19 protein-coding genes and 2 pseudogenes are annotated in these 16220 nt (G+C 49.9%); 19 read left to right on the top strand and 2 right to left on the bottom strand.

Annotated elements, in window-relative coordinates:
* Nucleotides 1-193 precede the first annotated feature (193 nt).
* From ctlX to KGB28_RS01165, 10 genes and pseudogenes are all read left to right on the top strand, one after another.
* Nucleotides 194-1132 (top strand): citrulline utilization hydrolase CtlX, encoded by a 939-nt coding sequence (gene ctlX, locus KGB28_RS01120; RefSeq protein ID WP_223441338.1) that lies wholly within the window; start codon nucleotides 194-196, stop codon nucleotides 1130-1132.
* On the top strand, nucleotides 1129-2163 hold the full coding sequence (gene astA / locus KGB28_RS01125) for an arginine N-succinyltransferase (RefSeq protein ID WP_223441339.1): 1035 nt from the start codon (nucleotides 1129-1131) through the stop codon (nucleotides 2161-2163). The genes ctlX and astA overlap by 4 nt, the downstream gene beginning before the upstream one ends.
* Before the next feature lie 198 nt (nucleotides 2164-2361).
* Nucleotides 2362-2742 (top strand): annotated as a pseudogene (locus tag KGB28_RS01130) (FAD-dependent monooxygenase); the annotation flags it as partial.
* A 157-nt stretch (nucleotides 2743-2899) separates the two neighbouring features.
* A complete protein-coding gene (locus KGB28_RS01135; RefSeq protein ID WP_151213488.1) occupies nucleotides 2900-3517 on the top strand; it encodes a dTMP kinase in 618 nt (205 codons plus the stop codon).
* Nucleotides 3518-4200: 683 nt separating this feature from the next.
* Nucleotides 4201-6048 carry a Mu transposase C-terminal domain-containing protein gene (locus KGB28_RS31595; RefSeq protein ID WP_223441342.1) on the top strand — a complete coding sequence of 616 codons (1848 nt, stop codon included), beginning with the start codon at nucleotides 4201-4203 and terminating at the stop codon, nucleotides 6046-6048.
* Nucleotides 6049-6245: 197 nt separating this feature from the next.
* The gene (locus KGB28_RS01145; protein ID WP_223441343.1) at nucleotides 6246-7196 is read left to right on the top strand and encodes a TniB family NTP-binding protein; all 951 of its coding nucleotides are present in this window, start codon (nucleotides 6246-6248) and stop codon (nucleotides 7194-7196) included.
* Nucleotides 7187-8005, top strand: coding sequence for a hypothetical protein (locus tag KGB28_RS01150; RefSeq protein WP_223441345.1), 819 nt, complete (start codon nucleotides 7187-7189; stop codon nucleotides 8003-8005). Before KGB28_RS01145 ends, KGB28_RS01150 begins: the two co-directional genes overlap by 10 nt.
* The gene (locus KGB28_RS01155) at nucleotides 7977-9044 is read left to right on the top strand and encodes a hypothetical protein (RefSeq protein WP_223441347.1); all 1068 of its coding nucleotides are present in this window, start codon (nucleotides 7977-7979) and stop codon (nucleotides 9042-9044) included. Before KGB28_RS01150 ends, KGB28_RS01155 begins: the two co-directional genes overlap by 29 nt.
* A complete protein-coding gene (locus KGB28_RS01160) occupies nucleotides 9038-9634 on the top strand; it encodes a hypothetical protein (protein ID WP_223441349.1) in 597 nt (198 codons plus the stop codon). Before KGB28_RS01155 ends, KGB28_RS01160 begins: the two co-directional genes overlap by 7 nt.
* A gap of 30 nt (nucleotides 9635-9664) precedes the next feature.
* Nucleotides 9665-9904, top strand: coding sequence for a hypothetical protein (locus tag KGB28_RS01165; protein ID WP_223441352.1), 240 nt, complete (start codon nucleotides 9665-9667; stop codon nucleotides 9902-9904).
* Nucleotides 9905-10315: 411 nt separating this feature from the next.
* On the opposite strand, the gene KGB28_RS01170 is transcribed toward KGB28_RS01165, so the two are convergent.
* Nucleotides 10316-10783, bottom strand: coding sequence for a helix-turn-helix domain-containing protein (locus tag KGB28_RS01170; RefSeq protein ID WP_223441355.1), 468 nt, complete (start codon nucleotides 10781-10783; stop codon nucleotides 10316-10318).
* Between the two features lie 190 nt (nucleotides 10784-10973).
* Between KGB28_RS01170 and gvpC the strand changes: the two are divergent.
* The 5 genes and pseudogenes from gvpC to KGB28_RS01190 form a co-directional block, all read left to right on the top strand.
* Nucleotides 10974-11030 (top strand): annotated as a pseudogene (gene gvpC / locus KGB28_RS31755) (gas vesicle protein GvpC); the annotation flags it as partial.
* Nucleotides 11031-11101: 71 nt separating this feature from the next.
* The gene (locus tag KGB28_RS01175; protein WP_223441357.1) at nucleotides 11102-11590 is read left to right on the top strand and encodes a hypothetical protein; all 489 of its coding nucleotides are present in this window, start codon (nucleotides 11102-11104) and stop codon (nucleotides 11588-11590) included.
* Between the two features lie 17 nt (nucleotides 11591-11607).
* A complete protein-coding gene (locus tag KGB28_RS01180; RefSeq protein ID WP_223441359.1) occupies nucleotides 11608-12336 on the top strand; it encodes a metallophosphoesterase in 729 nt (242 codons plus the stop codon).
* Between the two features lie 112 nt (nucleotides 12337-12448).
* Complete coding sequence (locus KGB28_RS01185; protein WP_223441361.1) at nucleotides 12449-12850, top strand: DUF6957 family protein; 402 nt, start codon at nucleotides 12449-12451, stop codon at nucleotides 12848-12850.
* Nucleotides 12851-12899: 49 nt separating this feature from the next.
* Nucleotides 12900-13256: a hypothetical protein gene (locus KGB28_RS01190; protein WP_223441363.1), complete on the top strand. Its 357-nt coding sequence runs from the start codon at nucleotides 12900-12902 to the stop codon at nucleotides 13254-13256.
* 361 nt (nucleotides 13257-13617) lie between these two features.
* Here KGB28_RS01190 and KGB28_RS01195 read toward each other — a convergent pair whose 3' ends face one another.
* The gene (locus KGB28_RS01195) at nucleotides 13618-13917 is read right to left on the bottom strand and encodes a hypothetical protein (RefSeq protein ID WP_223441366.1); all 300 of its coding nucleotides are present in this window, start codon (nucleotides 13915-13917) and stop codon (nucleotides 13618-13620) included.
* Between the two features lie 198 nt (nucleotides 13918-14115).
* On the opposite strand from KGB28_RS01195, the gene KGB28_RS01200 reads away from it, so the two are divergent.
* The 4 genes from KGB28_RS01200 (at nucleotide 14116) to KGB28_RS01215 (ending at nucleotide 16204) form a co-directional block, all read left to right on the top strand.
* On the top strand, nucleotides 14116-14415 hold the full coding sequence (locus tag KGB28_RS01200; RefSeq protein ID WP_223441369.1) for a hypothetical protein: 300 nt from the start codon (nucleotides 14116-14118) through the stop codon (nucleotides 14413-14415).
* A gap of 152 nt (nucleotides 14416-14567) precedes the next feature.
* Nucleotides 14568-15065: a 3'-5' exoribonuclease gene (locus KGB28_RS01205; protein WP_223441372.1), complete on the top strand. Its 498-nt coding sequence runs from the start codon at nucleotides 14568-14570 to the stop codon at nucleotides 15063-15065.
* A 246-nt stretch (nucleotides 15066-15311) separates the two neighbouring features.
* Nucleotides 15312-15557 carry a type II toxin-antitoxin system PrlF family antitoxin gene (locus KGB28_RS01210; RefSeq protein ID WP_223441374.1) on the top strand — a complete coding sequence of 82 codons (246 nt, stop codon included), beginning with the start codon at nucleotides 15312-15314 and terminating at the stop codon, nucleotides 15555-15557.
* A gap of 281 nt (nucleotides 15558-15838) precedes the next feature.
* Nucleotides 15839-16204 (top strand): histone-like nucleoid-structuring protein, MvaT/MvaU family, encoded by a 366-nt coding sequence (locus KGB28_RS01215; RefSeq protein ID WP_223441377.1) that lies wholly within the window; start codon nucleotides 15839-15841, stop codon nucleotides 16202-16204.
* The last annotated feature ends 16 nt before the right edge of the window (nucleotides 16205-16220 follow it).

Below are 16220 nucleotides of genomic sequence, written 5' to 3' on the forward strand. Positions count from 1 at the left end.
ACATTGATGTTGGATGACACTCCGCCTTCGCGAGCAAGCCCGCTCCCACATTTGATTTGTGTCGTTCACCGAATCGGCTGAAGGGGTCAGAATCTTCAGCCGTTTCCATCAGCGCAAAAGCCGTTATCAACCGGGTTTTTCCCACCTCGAAACAGACAATGAGCCTCTCTCGACCCTCATTGAGTCTGTGCCCATGCAAACCACCAATACGGTATTAATGATTCGCCCGACACGTTTCTCCTTCAATCAGGACACGGCGGCGAATAACCGTTTCCAGCGTCCGGCAACAGTTGCCGAAGACGTACAACTCAAGGCCCTGGCCGAGTTCGATGGCTATGTTGACGCGTTGCGTCGGCACGACGTTGAAGTCCTGGTGCACAACGATCGCGAAGCGCCGCATACCCCGGACTCGATCTTCCCCAACAACTGGTGGAGCAGCCACCCGGATGGCACCTTGGTCCTGTATCCGATGCAGGGCCACAACCGGCGCCTGGAGCGGGACAAAGGTGTACTCGACGGGTTGCTGGGTGAATACCGGGTCGAGCAGTTGCTGGACCTGTCCAGCCTCGAAGAGCAGGAGGTTTTCCTGGAGGGCACCGGCAGCATGGTCCTGGATCGGCAACAGCGGATCTGCTACGCCGGGTACTCGACCCGCACCCACGCCCGGGCACTGGATCAGCTGGTCACCCATCTGGGCTATGAACTGTGTGCGTTCAACGCGGTGGACCGCCAGGGCGTAGCGATTTATCACACCAACGTCATGATGAGTGTCGGCACCCGCCTGGCGGTGGCCTGCCTGGCGTCTGTGCCCCATCCGGGCGAAAGTGCGGCGCTGCGTAACCGACTCGAAACCAGCGGTAAACAGGTCATCGCCTTGAATTGGGCGCAGCTGGAGTCCTTTGCCGGCAACATGCTCGAAGTGCACAACGCAGCGGGCGAGCCGCTGCTGGTGATGTCGCGCACAGCATGGCAATCGCTGGACGCCAATCAGCGTCGCTTGATCGAAGCTCACACCACGCCGTTGCCGGTGAACATCGACACCATCGAGCGCATCGGTGGCGGCAGCGCGCGCTGCATGCTGGCCGAGGTGTTCCTGCCCAAGCATTCGTCCACCCAGGAACAAGTGCGATGATCGTCCGCCCTGCAACGCCTGACGATCTGCCGGCTCTACTGGCCTTGGCCCATAGTGCCGGCACCGGGTTGACCACCTTGCCGGCTGATGCGTCGCGACTGCGCCAGCGCCTGGAATGGGCGGCCAAAACCTTCGCCGGCGAAGCCGAGCGCGCCGATGCCGATTACCTGTTTGTGCTGGAGAACGAACACAAAAAAACGGTGGGTATCTGTGCCCTGGCGGGTGCTGTCGGCCTGCGGGAGCCCTGGTACAACTACCGCTTGGGCTTGTTCGTCGCAGCGTCGAAAAACCTGGGTATCAATCAACAGTTGCCAACGTTGTTTCTAGGCAACGACATGACCGACCATTCCGAGCTGTGTTCACTGTTTTTACACGCCGATCACCGCAGTGGTTTGAATGGTCGTTTGTTGTCGAAGGCGCGCTTCCTGTTTCTGGCGGAGTTTCGCGATCGCTTCGGTGACAAGGTCATCGCGGAAATGCGCGGTTATTCGGATGAAGAGGGCGTTTCACCGTTCTGGGAAGGCCTGGGACGGCACTTCTTCAAGATGGATTTTGCCGATGCCGACTACCTCACAGGGTTGGGTAACAAGACCTTCATTGCGGAACTGATGCCCAAGTTTCCGCTGCCAACCTGCCTGTTGCCGGAGGGGGCACGAACGGTCATCGGAAGGGTTCACCCAAACACCGAACCGGCGCTGGGTATGCTCAAGGCTGAAGGCTTCGAGCATCGTGACTACATCGACATTTTCGACGGTGGTCCGCTGATCGAATGCGCCACCGGGGATATTCGTGCGGTGCGCGATAGCCAGGTGCTGCAACTGAGCATTGGCACACCGGGGGAGCACGCGGCGACTTACTTGATTCATAACCGTCAGTTTGCCGATTGCCGGATCACTGCGGCAGCGGCGCGAGTTGCAGCCGGTACGCTGATTGTCGACGCTCAAGTCGCCATGGCGTTGGGCTTGATTGCGGGGGCTTCGGTGCGGGCGGTGAGTCTGGCAGTGCCTGCCTTGCAACAATCAGCGGCTTAGATAACCGGCAGAAAAAGATCGCAGCCGGCGGCAGCTCCTGCGGGTCCGCATTCATCTCATTTTTAGAGGTGAGCACGGTGAACGGAGCTGCCGCCGGCTGCGATTACGTGATTTAACTTGTGGGCGATGTTGAACGTTCATGAGTCGTCCCAAGCCTCTAGCACCGTGGGCTCCACGGTCAAATACAGGTGCACTTGGATTGCCGACCAGACGCAGGATCCGTGGCAGGACATCTGGTTCGAATGGCGTCGTGGTGAAGATGCCGGTTATCTGGGCGCAAGCCTGGCCGAAGGGGTAGGGCAGTCATCGGTACACCGTGCTGACTTCCTCGATGCTCTGGCCAGTCAGTTGCCCGAAGGGATCGCCCAGTTCGGTAAGCGCGCCGTCAGCGTGGAGCAGGATGCCGGACAGGCTCGCGTACGGTTCACCGATGGCACTGAGCATCGCTGCGACCTGTTGATCGCCGCGGACGGTATCAAGTCTTCAATTCGTGATCATGTCCTCAACGGTCTTGGCCAGCCCCTGGTGGCACCGCGTTTCAGTGGTACCTGCGCCTACCGCGGGATGATCGACAGCCAACATGATTGCTCTTTTGAGACCCGTTAGTCAGAAACCAAGTTAGAGTGTTCATCAATGTCTGTTCATGTGGTCCCAACACTCGATTCGCGTAGTCGCGCCAAGCGTTTCCAGCGAACGAACCGGGCAAAAAAATCGTATCTCAATCGTTATGTGAAGAATGAATCGTCCGCTGTTTGTTTCTCTAGATGGGCCCAAGGGAGCCGGCAAAACCACACTGTTGGAAGCCGTGACGAAATTACTGAGGGCAGACAACAAAAAGGTGATCCGACTTTGCGAGAAAAAAAGCGATCCCTATAGGGGTGAAACAATGACCCTCGTTAATAAGCTCGTCAGAAATCCCACCCGGGATTTGGAGTTGAGGGTTTGTGAGCGCTTTGCTGATAGCCGTACATGGATTTCCCGGAACGTGCTGACTAAACAGCCACCAGACAGCATCATCTTGATCGATCGCTGGTACCCGTCTGATGCCGCGTTTCGCCGGATAGTCCCGTTTGCAGAGATTCTACAATTGAACATTGATCGAAACGTGCGAGTGCCAGACCTGCATGTCGGGGTTGTCACCGCCCCTGATATTTCGTGGGCAAGGGCTGCGGCACGAGGACGTGGGTTGGGCAGTACTGTGATCCATAAGCTGGAAGAACATGTCGCTTGTACAAAGGCGTTCGAGCAAGCAATTGCAGATCACGGCTGGGTTTTATGCCGTAACGAAGGAACGATCGAAGACGCAACGATGCAGGTGATTTCTGAGATCTATAGAGTCCTTCGGTACCCGTAGGCGAAGCTCGCTGCGCCGGCCTTGACGTCGATTGCTGGAGATGCATGCCAAGAGGAAATGTGAGCGTTGCGAATTGCGGACAAAATCCTAAATCATTGTTTTTAATAGGTATTTAAGTTATCAAACTCTATTGCGGACACAAAAAATCGGTTTTTGTCCACGTTATCTCAAAAAACCAGTAGGTTTTTGTCCTCATTTCCCGCACGCACCTTGTCCGACGCATAGTGGAAAGGCTCCTCCCTCAATGCGCAAAAAAAACAGCTCCAGCAAACTAAAAATCAAAATATTTTGCAATTTCACATGATATGAATTCATAGAAAAGAACAATCTAGATTAGTTCTAGTAATAATAAGCTATATGGAATAGTGTGCGATCGTCAATATACTCTAATTGTTGACGATGGTAAAGCTGCAGCTGAGTAAAAAAAGTTGTTATAAATCAATGGCTGCAATTTATGTATATTGTTTTCCGGCAATATTCGTAATTGTTTTGGGTGTAATATTCGATAATGAAAAGTGCAAAGTGATGTCATTTTAACATTGTTGACCTCGCAGTTTCAGGAAGTAAGACTAGCTGGGCTGTTGGTAACACCGCTCTTTAAAAACATGAAGTGATAGTTAAAGCCAGCCATCTACTATCGAAGCTTTGTATCCGGAAGCTTTCGTTAAGAGGCAGTAATGTAAGTGGCAAAAAAATTTAGAAGGAACGAGACTGGCAAATCCAAAAAAATTGGATTGGAGCAAGACAATACGCTCCTTAATGTAAATAGCTCGCAAAAAGATATAGAGAGACAGCTTGTTGGATCCGAACGAATCCCGACGGTGGAAGCATACCTAACTAAACAGATGGATGCTTTCACTGCGGCAGAAGCACTTGGAATTACGCTATCTGGTTTTTATAAGATAGCGAGGCGAGTACAGGCGAACAAGGGGGATCTGGGAGTCGTTGTAGCAAAGAAACCAGGCCCTAAAGCGAGTTTGCCAGTGTTTGAACCCAATATGGAGGCAATCATCATCGAGAGCCTCCTGCACTATACGGGGAAAGCAGCAACTATCGAGAAAGTTTGGGAGCAGGTCTGCACTCTTGCAGATGGACAAATGCTTCCACGGCCTAGTTATCATTTGGTACGCAAAAGGCTTCAAGCATTAGGGAAACGAGTTTTGGCCAAGATGAAGCTTGGCAAAGCTACTGCGGATGATATCTACGAAGCCCGTCCTGGGTACAAAGATACGACCCGCCCGCTCGAGTGGGTACAGATCGACCATACACGTATGGATCTGATAGTGGTCGATGAGGATGACCGTACCATTATTCTAGGGCGTCCCTGGATTAGCTTAGCAATCTGTATTCATACAAGAGTGGTCTTGGGGTTTTATCTTACCTTGCTACCACCGAGTGCAATATCAGTAGCGATGCTCATCGAAAATTGCGTGCTCCCAAAAGCTGGCTTCCTTGCCTCATTAGGGCTGGATCCAAGACTCTGGCCGATGCATGGCGTTCCAAGTGTGATCCATGCCGACAATGCAGCAGAGTTTCGCTCCGATTTAGTCAAGGTGAATCTAAAAACTTTTGGCGTAACCATGGAGCATCGTGATGTAGGCAAGAAACACCAAGGTGGACACATCGAGCGCCTGATCGGAACGATGATGACTTCGAAAGTGCATTTTTTAAGGGGTACGACCTATTCCAATACTTTGCAACGGGGGGATGAAGATAGCGAGGGAAAAGCCGTATTTACCCTACCCGGCCTTCGAAAGTTTATGGTATGTGCGATTCACTCTTATCATGAGCGCAAGCACAGCGGTATTAGGATGAGTCCGGCTGATAAATGGAAAAAATACTACGCCCAGCACGCGCCACCAAAGCAAATTGAGGAGGCGAGGCATGAAAACTTTAGATACGTACTCTATCCAGAGAAAATGAAGGTGATTCGAAATGGTGGAATAGAAATGCACAACCGGTTTTATTATGCTCCAATTTTACAACAGAAAATTCGAGATTCCGTGTTGGTCAAATATGACCCCTATGATGTCAGCTCCATCTTGGTTGACCTTGATAGTGACGGCAAGTATGTAAAAATTCCGTGTCATCGAAATCCGTTCAAACGGAGTTCTAACTATGAAATCTATCGTGCGCAGCGCCAGCAGAAGGGCGAAAGGGATGGAACACTAACTAAGGACGGAACGGCTTCAATTGCGTTAGCTCAAGATATTGAGAATGAGGAGGCTCGACTAACTGCCAAAAGCAAAAAGGACAAAGCACGTGAAGCGGCAGCAGTCAAAGATTACAAAAAAAACTCCAAGGGCACTACTGTTATACCTAAAGAGTCAGAAGTAAACGCGTTGATTGACCAGGCAGAACACCTTGGTACTCGATCAGTTCCAAATCGCACTGCAACACGTCACAATAAAAATAATAAACGTATCACGAGCAAAGCCACTCGTGCACAAAATTCTGATTCGTTTGTTATGCGGGAGGATTGGTATACAACGAAGGAGATTGACTATGATCAAGCTCCTATGATTTATTAATCGATTTAGGTTGGTAACAAATAATTATTCTGGCATAGGCTATCACTTTAATTTTGAGTGATTACTAATATTTGCGAACGCTAACTATTTTTCCGAAATCTTACTGGGTTTCGCGGTCTCGCTCGGATTTCAATAACCTTATCATAGCGTAACCGAGTAGAGCAAAATTAATACAAATGTAAATAGGATGAGTAACTGTGAGTCAGTACGAACAAATAACTGTAGGGCAAGCTGGACAAATAAAAGCAGATCAGTACCAACACGTGCATTCAAGTCGTCATCATTTATTCGGTCTTTCTGATCCTGAAAGGGCAGAGGCGTGCCAGACTGATTTTTGGGTGCCTCATCCTTCGGCAGAACGCCTGTTTAAAAAAATTGATCTAATGATGTCAATGAAGGGTAAGACTGTTGCTCCATGTTTGCTTTGTTTAGGAGCTGGAGGTCTCGGGAAAACGAGTGCAATCGCCGCATTACAGCGTCGCAACGCCATGTCTTCACAGAAGATTATCTTCGTCACCATGCACCAGAATGCTGATAGCTACAATCTCAAAGAGCTGATTTTCGACAAAATGGGACTTGACGTGTCTCGTCGTGCGCGTCAAAGCAGGAAGATCACACCAGAACTTCAATACATTATCAAATCACAGAACATCAAGGCTATTGTGATCGATGAGGTGCATGACGCTTTCACTCTGTCACCATTTCAAAGACGCGTAAACCTTTCTCTGATGAAAAACCTATCGGGAGAGACTTATGGTTTGTCTGTATTCGCGTTTGGCGTCCCCGATGCCGCACGCCATTTACGAGAAGACCCGCAATTAGCGCGCCGCTATTCAGTACATCAGTTGGAATCATGGATAAATGGAGACTCTTTTAGAAATTTTGTATTCAGCTATATTCACCGCCTGCCGCTGAAAAAACCTACGGACTATCGCGATCAAAGGCTTTTGCTAACTATCATGGAGAAGGCGCTGGGAATCACTGACAACATCGTAAAGATGTTGCAGGCAGCCGCTTGGGCTGCAATCGCTGACGGTACAGAGAGAATCACACTCGACCACATCATGAATATTGAGGAAATCATGAGCGATCTTGGCTACGGTCTCCAGGGGTTAGACGAAGTGGACGTGCAGAAACTGTGGGCATAAACAAACGCCGCGCACTTCAGATGGGGCGATTGGTATTGGAAGCCGAAAGTGGCTTCCAATATATGACGCCTTCTTATCGTGCGATATACAACCAGCTTCAGTCCATTGTTCAATCTAGGATAAAGGGCGCGATTACAATGATTACGGGAGAGCCAGGATGCGGGATATCGACTTTGCTATCGCACGTCGTGAAGTGTCATTCCGCTCAAGTTTTGCTGCTCAGTGGTAATGTTTTCGTGGGCGAAACTAACATCGTCGATCATATCTGCGAAGATTTTCACTTAGAAGGAACTAGAAAAGCAGGCGTCATACCTGCTTACCTTCCAATCTTTGCTTCAGCTACGGGGCGGCAGACTTTAGTCATTGATGATCTGGATATTTATATCGAGCGGGAGCGAGATTTAACGGAGGTATTCGAGTTTTTTCAGGTGATTGGGAAAGGAGCACATGCACTATCTGTGATTTTTTCCACGCGCAATACTCGACTTGTGCGTAATTTCCATAAGCATTGCCTAACCAACTGGCAGGTCTACAATCTTGCGGATAACCTAGATTTTAATGATTTAAATAGCATGGCTATTCGTGAATGGGGGGTCTGTAATCAACAAGTAAACATGAAAATTCCGACTCCGTCAAACTGGGGGCAGACAGTAGTCGATTGCGGAATGCGACTCCATCTAGTTCAAACAGCATTGCGTATCTGCTATGTAGAAAACCTTCTGGGCAGCGCCGGGGTTATCGTACCTGATCGCGACAAATGGGCGTTGAAAGACTATGAGCTTGAGCTACTCCAAATCTGTTATTCCTAAACCATACCCAGGTGAGGCACTGTCTTCATGGATGTTTCGTGTGCGAGAACTGTTACCCCTACCTGTCTTATACGCACTGAGCAGCTCGAAATTCTACGATAAGCTGACTACTCATTGGGAGTACGAGCGAGATGAGAAGCTTGACGCGTTAAAAACGCCTTATCAACCTTCCGGTTCTTTCACCCATAAACCTTGTGACGATTTAGATTTTTGCTTGGGTGGTGAGGAAGTCCAGGCTTTCGTTAAGGCATATGCTTTATCAGAGAGTTGGTTAAAGCGTGTGTTCGCGGCCCCTGATGCCCCAATAATCCCCGTCGCTTACAGACGTGGCTATTGCTATAGGTGCATGGAAGAGGCGATAGCTGCTACAGGATTCCCTATATATTTAAAGTGCTGGAGATATCTGTTGCAACCTTACTGCATACGCCACTGCAGTTTACTTCGAGATGGAAACGACCTTTTGTTTGAGCGAATAGATTTCGGTCGAAAATTGTTTCAACAACACTGGGAGCAGCATAGAGAGCAGCTTCGACAAGAGCGCATCGACGAGGAAAATCGACATGTGCTGGCTCTAGGCTTGCGTGTGCAAAAGCGTCTACAGAAGCTATTGAAAGAATGTAAGGACTCTGATGTACGCCATGATATGTTGTCATTCGTAACAACCTTAATGCGCATAACATTTTTGCCTAGCTTGAGGTTTTGCTTCGACGACACGAAGGATATTACTGTTCAGGGGTTTGATGAGGGGCGTATAAATAGATTTAACAATATAATGGATTTTTATCATACCGTTCGTCGCTCGACATCCGCCGCGCGGGGGCGGTCATTTTACCTCATTGGTCTCATGTTAGATTGGATCAACGATGCGGAAGCTGAGCGAGCACGTATTGCTCACTGCCATTTTCTACCTACATCTCCTGAGCTGATTTGGGTAAACCTTAATAGGAGCGTTGGAGCATCTCAAGCAAAGTCCATGCTAAAACTATTTAGTACGATAGATTTATCTGTGAGCATGCTTAAAGGTGGGCTAGAGTGTTAAAAACAGATCGTAAACTTCGCTATATATCATCGTGTTGTTTTACACCAAAATTTCAGGTTCTCGACATCCAGACAGGAAGGCGGAAAAGCTGCTTTGTATTTTTTGCTATTGACAGTGTAACTGGTCGCATTCTCCACTATGCACTCGGTTACGATGCGACAGTAACAGAAACCATAGATGATCTTATTTTTGTTAAGCATGGGATTTGGTGTGTTACCGATAAACGTTTGCCCCCCTTGGATACAATAAAGCTACTTCGATCTCATAACCTCAAGGCAAGTAAGTGCTTCATGCCAGCGCTTAATAAAAACATAAATGACAAGGATGCAAACGAAGCGTTTTTACCTTCGTCTAAATTGATTGCTAGAAGTAGAGTGTCGCGCTTGAATCTACTGGATTTTAAGATGCTTGAGTCGTTTGTGATTCATTGTATTTATGACTGGCCACAAAACGTACTCTGTCGAATTTGCAAGCCGACCGTAATCGCGCCAGATGTTGTGAACGACATAGTCGAATTGGCAGTCCAGCGCGTCAATGCACTGTTGGAGAGAAAGCCGGCTATTTTTTGTATCAGTGCACCGCAATCCTAACCGACGATATATTTTTAGAGAGGCCACGATATGACTAAATACTCCATCTCTAGCCCTGCTTTCACCATCAATGGTATCAAGAGTAAAGCAAGAGTGATAAAGCGAGAGCAAAACGTTAGTCATTGCGAAGCATTAAACATTGCAGCTAGAATATCCGGGTTCCTCAACTACAACCACGCCCACCGCGAACTGCAAAAAGTTGGTATCGATGGTGAAGGCATACGGGAAGTGAGGCATGCGAACCAGCAACCATTAACGAGCGAGTGGTAACTACATTGTACGAGGACTTAAATCCTTGAGCTCAATGATTGCGACAACTGATTGAAATGCTCCTGGTTTGCGTCGTGATCTCTAAAATGGGCCCGTATCAGAAATTTGGCTGCGGATCACCAATCCACTCTAGATATGCATATCTGCAAACTAATCTCGCGAGCGACCCAAGTGCGCCTCGGGGTTCGTCATTGCGAGTCGCGATCGAGTTGTTTGGGTGATTTAAGAAGAGCTATCGAATCGTCACCCGCTTCGACAAGCTCGCGAAACGCTTTGTCGCGATAGTTTCATTAGCTGGTGCCATGCGCTATTTGCGACATCGCTTTTCGTGCAAAACCTAGGCTTGATATGCTTGGCATGCTGCGGCCCGTGGCATACCCCGGGAAAAGGGGTATGCGGGTAGGTTTCTTTCTAAGCCTTCCAGTGCCCATACACCGTAGACCTGGATAGCCCGAGCTTTTCCATAACGTCTTTTCGACTAAACCCTGCCTCCTTGAGCTCCTTAATAGCCTGAGCATTTTTGGAGCCTTCCGGCTTCCCTCGTGAGCGCTGCACAAGCGTGTCGTCAACGATCTGCGTTGCAAGAATATCCAAACCTCCTTCTGATCGGAAAATCTCCAGCTCGACACGGGCCCGTTCCAAAGCCGCTTCGGGGAGCTCACCATTGCTCAACGAGATGCTGATGGCTAGAAGGGCCACAGGGTCAAGCTTCAGGGGCGTGGATAGCTCGATCAATTTATCAACGGTGATGTTGACCTTCCCACGTTCGAGCGCACTGATGTTCGTGCGCGCGGTGACAGGCGCCAAGTCTTCGTATGCCAGCCCGCGCACCGACCGAACTACCCGTATCGTTGCGGCAATCTCTTTCTTGAGCGACATGATCGTCCCTAAAAAGCGAGGATAGGGCCACACTCGAAGTGTTTAGATAAACGTCGATTGATGTTATTATTCTGGATGACGCCGATTGAAAGCCTGGTGAGCTGCCGTTGGATCTGTGTCCAGGCGTCCTATGGAGCCTCGCATTGACCCAATCGAGTTCGATGGATCGTAAACGTATTCGATGTATTGACGCGATCTAATCCAGCAAACGCAGGAATTTCTGTCGGTCATGGAATCAGCGAGCTGATCACTAAATGGGCATGGAAGCGAAAAATCAAGCGGGTTGCCGCACGTGCGTACCACAGACGAGTATCAAAAATGTTTATCTCAGATGAGTCTTACTCATTTCGTTTTCCTGGGCTTTTTGGACACGGGCGATCGGCTTGGCGAATGCTTGAGCGGCAATCGATGGATCCTTGGTATCAAATCGTTCGCCGGATCTGCGAAGGATCAGGGCACCGCATTGAGAAACTGATATCGACTAGCGCCTCTGTCTTGGTCGAAATCCTCGCGGATAGCAAGACCAGTTCGGTTGAAGTCGTACAGGTCATAACACCGCCCTGGATGAACGCCACTTCTTTAGATCGTATGGAGACATTGATTGAGTTGACCGCTGGTTACGACCATAGCGGGGAGTATGTGTTGCTTCACAAAGTCGAGAGTGGAGCGGTTTACAGCACGTCTATTGATAGTACGAGCGGCACGAGTCTGCTCACGGAAGTGAAAACCATCTACGAAGACCCCAAGCGTAACGCATCGATGGTTCCGGAATATCCCACAGTACTGATGCCTAAAATTCCGGAATAGTCTGAGGCGAACATGCTATGAAGCTCCAAATCTACTCAGATCTGCACCTGGGGTTCGCTCGATTCGATCCCGTCCCAAGCGACGCTGACGTAGTCATTCTCGCTGGTGACATTGATATCAAATCGCGCGGCGTGGTTTGGGCAAATGACACATTCCAGTGCCCGGTGATTTACGTCTGCGGAAACCATGAGTACTACGGCGGCCACATTGATCACACGCTGCGGAAGATGAGGGAGGCGGCAGCGTCACATGTTCACGTCCTCGAAAACGAGGCCTTGATCCTCAATCAAACTAGGTTTTTAGTCACGACAGCGTGGACAGACTACTCGTCGACCGGAGATGTCGTTGCTGCGAAACGTATTGCTTGGGACTGGATGAACGATTTCACCGTGATCAGAACCGATGAAAATTTCCGACGTTTGCGTCCTGATGACTTGATCACTAAATCAAAGGCGGCGTACGCCTGGCTTACTGGAGAACTGGACAAGCCCTTCGCCGGTAAAACTGTTGTCGTCACGCACCATGCCCCTACGTCCGATTACGTGAGTGAGGCTTTTCCTGCGCACCTCATTGCTGCGTACGCAAACAATTGGTCTGAGCTTCTGGAGAAGGCCGATCTTTGGATTTATGGACATACCCACATCGCTGCGGATTTCGTTAAAGGAGGATGCCGAGTTGTGTCAAATCCTCGCGGATATCCGACTGAAGACACCGGTTTCGATCAGGATTTTTTGCTCGAGATTTGATGAGCTGCGATTCAGCGATAAACCTTAGCAATCTGAATTTTTTTCCCTACGTTGTGGCGCTGGGATGAATTCCATTTGTACGATCTAAACCTACATCGATCGAGAAATTCACATGGTTACGTTAGAAGAGATTTCCCAGCTCCTTTACGGCGCTGGCGAGGAGGTTGCTGGCTGGCGCGGCACCCAAGACGAGCTAATTGAATTCGCCGCAGACGCCTTCCCAGGCAAAGCATTCTGTGTTGTGAAGCAGTGGATCCTGATCGACCTTACTGTGACACCTACTGAGAAAGACAAACTCACCGGGCTGGGTCTACTTCCCGCGACGCTTTTCGCCCACGAAATTGTCCTCGACAGTCAAAATCGCTTCCAGCCTTCGATGTGGGTGCGCAGTAATTTCGGTATCTCTTCCAGCCCTTACATGTTTGAAACCAAAAAAACTGTCTATCTCCTCCTTGGGCCAGGACTGAGAAAAGAGGCTAGCATTGGTGCCGCTTTTTCAATGAAGGCAGGGTGAGCGATGTTTGCCGACGGTTTATTCATGGTCGTTTTGGAGCTTGAGTTGGATGCCTGAAGTAATTGAGCTGGAATTTCATAGTAAAGATGTCAGCGAATTTCAGCTGCGCCGTTTGGTGCGAGCAAGCCTTCGCAAATACACGGTGCCTGTCACGGCATTCATCAGCGACGCTTTTATTGCAGATGACACCTGCGTCGGGGTGTCATTCGATCACTCTGAGAAGGACGATGCCTACCATAGAGCAGATGGTTCTATTCTTCGGACAGGTAAAATTCAGTCAGCGAGGAAAGAAGGGCGGTTTTGGCTGCTCGAAACTCAGGACGGTAATTACGTCATAGCTAGCTTCAAGCGAGGCCTTGGCAGAGCAAGCTTTCTCAAGCTTCTCGAGTCCGCCGACCGTTTCTGAATGGTGGTGAGAAATCCACTTTTTATCTCGAGATAGGGCCTGGCACATGGCAGATGAACGACGGTCAGTTGCTCGGGCAATAGCCCATTTTGACGAGTTGCTCGACCAGGTGATCACGACTCGTAAACCAGTTTTCATCGATGGGCAGCGCAGAACTGCGGTGCTCATTTCAATGGTGGAATGGGAGTCGATTCAGGCCAAACTCATTTCTCGAGCTCCGTCAGACCTCTGAAAAATCGCTTGCTAGGCTTCTTACGGTTTTAATCAGCAGCGCTCCGAGTTACCCGTGCGGAGCGCTTCAAACTGCCTCTATCCTGTGATGCTCATTTTTACGTCAGACGGATTCACAGATCGCCTTGGCTCAGTAACCGTACTCGTTCAGCAGTTTCTGTAAAAACTCACGCCGCCGTTGGACGATGCTCAAAATGAGATAGTCGCGGTCGGTGTCTCTGGTCGACAAATGCCCAGCGTCCACAAGGCCGTAGATGTAGCCTTCGGCTCTGCCCCTTGCTTCGAGCAACGCCTCTTTGGATGTGCTTTTGTAGATGTCTTCAGCGATGAGCTGCCACCGCTTCATTTGACGCCGACCGATAGGGTCTTCCGAAAATTTTGGTGCGTTGATCAGTGTGTTGAAGTCGTTGGGTACGCTGGTAGTGCTCAAGGTGGAGTCTCAGAACAATGATGTCTGAGTCGAGGCTATCATGCGCACACTAAATCACCTGCTGTTGGCTGGCTTTTGTAGGCGCTGGCGCGAAGGAACGATTGCAATGATGGTGCACGTTTTCGGTGGCGTCTTTGAACATTGTGTAGCGCACAGGCAGAGCTATTCAGCGAGTACATTCTTAGCCTGGAGTTCAATATGGGATACCTCAGCCTAGAGGACATCTACCCCGATGACGTACAAAAATATGGCCATATGCGGGTAGGAATGACCGACCTCTACGTTAAAGACAATCACGCCGTTTATGGTGTGGTTACACGTGGCGAATACCGCGAGCTGACTAGCAGGTTACTGCGTGACGAAGCCGTGCAAATGATCATCAGCGCTAAGCTCGCAGCGTTGCCTGAGGACTACGATCCGTGGATCAGGCGGATCGAACGTAATCGCGCCCTACACGCCAGGTATGGGGACAAATTCGATCCCTGGGGAGACGACTGACAAACCCCACGTCCAATCACAAATGCAGCGACTCACTTACTCGGCCGACCTGGTAGTTACGCTCCTCGAAAATCCATCGGTACTGTAAATAGTGGAATGAACACGGCTCCAATGACAGGCCACGCTAACAATTCGTTGAAAAGGAAAGGGCGTTGAAGATATTCCTAGATTGCGAATTCACCCAGCTCAATCAGTACTCGAAGCTGATATCTCTAGCGCTGGTATCGCAGTCTGGCGAAGAGTTTTACGTTGAGTTGACTAATACCTATTCGCTCGACGACTGTAGTGACTTCGTCATCCAAAACGTTTTACCGCAGCTCGATTCTTTGCAATATGGCCAGTCGCTTGTCGAAGCCCGAGCCTCTCTTCGAAGCTTTCTAGGCAGCTTCGACGAGGAGCTTGAAGTGTGTTCCGATGCGCCACATTGGGATTGGAGGTTTTTCTGTGATCTCGCTTGCGCAGATCATCAGCCCTGGCCAGTCCAGGTTGTGAGTCAACCGACCAACCTTACAAGCCTCTTCAATCAGGTGAATGCGGTAGCTCTTGAACAGGTAGAGCTGTGTGATCTACCCCATCATGCGTTGCTAGACGCACGAGCGCTTGCAGAGCTTTTCAAGGTCTTGGCATCCCGATTTGTTTTGTCACCATAGAGGCGCATCACGACGCAGGCCGATCAGCTTTGGACGGTGTGCTGCAGGTGATTCGAGTTTCACCAACGGTGGGGAAGTGGCAAGACTGGATTATTCCAAATTATGGCTCAGCCATAATTATTGCTGAGCCATAATTTCTCAGTTCAAAAAAGCCGCTGTCTAATCATCGAAGCAACACGTCGTCAGCAAAATGGGCAGAACAGTCCCGCAGTTGCTGCAACCTCGGACTGCAGATAAGGTTGGGTCATGAATGACCTTCGTATCCCCCACATCACGTCCGCGAACCATCTTCAGAGCAAGACCTCGCCGGCGGCTGAACCGATGAAAGCTCATCTCTCCGTATCCCGAACTCTCGAGCTTCTGGCGGCGGACATGGACGCGCATCCAGAGCGAATGCTGCCTGTGGAGATGAATCTGGTCGCTCGCATCTCTGCGCTAGTCGGTCAGGTAGATGTTGAACTCAATTCACCGCTCTCAGCGGAAGACGAGTAAATCAGGGCCGCGAACCTAGACTCGCCAGATGCGGGGCTCCCCTGATCCTTACCCATGATTTCTATACTCAACGCGGCTGGCGACTCCGAATGGTTTTGTGCGTCTCTCGTTGTCCAAAAGGCAGTAGGGAACATATCTGCGCGATCCCATTGGGAACAAAGTCGCAATTTTCTTTAAAGGGTGAGCAGCAGTGACATTTCGGTACATCGGAAGCGCTGAGCCTTAATCCGATTTACAGATTTTGGTGTATTGTTAGGCGACTAACTACCTAGAGAACGACCATGTCCAAGCTCGCAGAATTTCGCCAACTGGAAAAGCACCTTGCCGAACAGCTCCAGGCTCTCGAGGCGCTGAAAGGCGATGCTGGCCTGAAGAAAGAAATCGAATTTGAAACCAAGCTGCGCGCATTGCTGGCTGAGTACGGCTACAGCCTGCCTAACGTGATCAACTTGCTTGATCCGCAGTCCCGCCGTCGCGCTCCAACCGTCGAGTCCAAAGCCGGCAGCCGTAAACCACGCCAAGTGAAGGTCTATAAAAACCCTCACACCGGCGAAGTGGTAGAAACCAAAGGCGGCAATCACAAGACGCTGAAGGAATGGAAAGCTGAGCATGGCTCTGCGACGGTTGAGTCCTGGCTGACCAAGTGAGTTTGGTTTGAGTACA

It is taken from the genome of Pseudomonas sp. BF-R-19, assembly GCF_019956445.1.
In the GTDB taxonomy this organism is placed as follows: domain Bacteria; phylum Pseudomonadota; class Gammaproteobacteria; order Pseudomonadales; family Pseudomonadaceae; genus Aquipseudomonas; species Aquipseudomonas fluorescens_BH.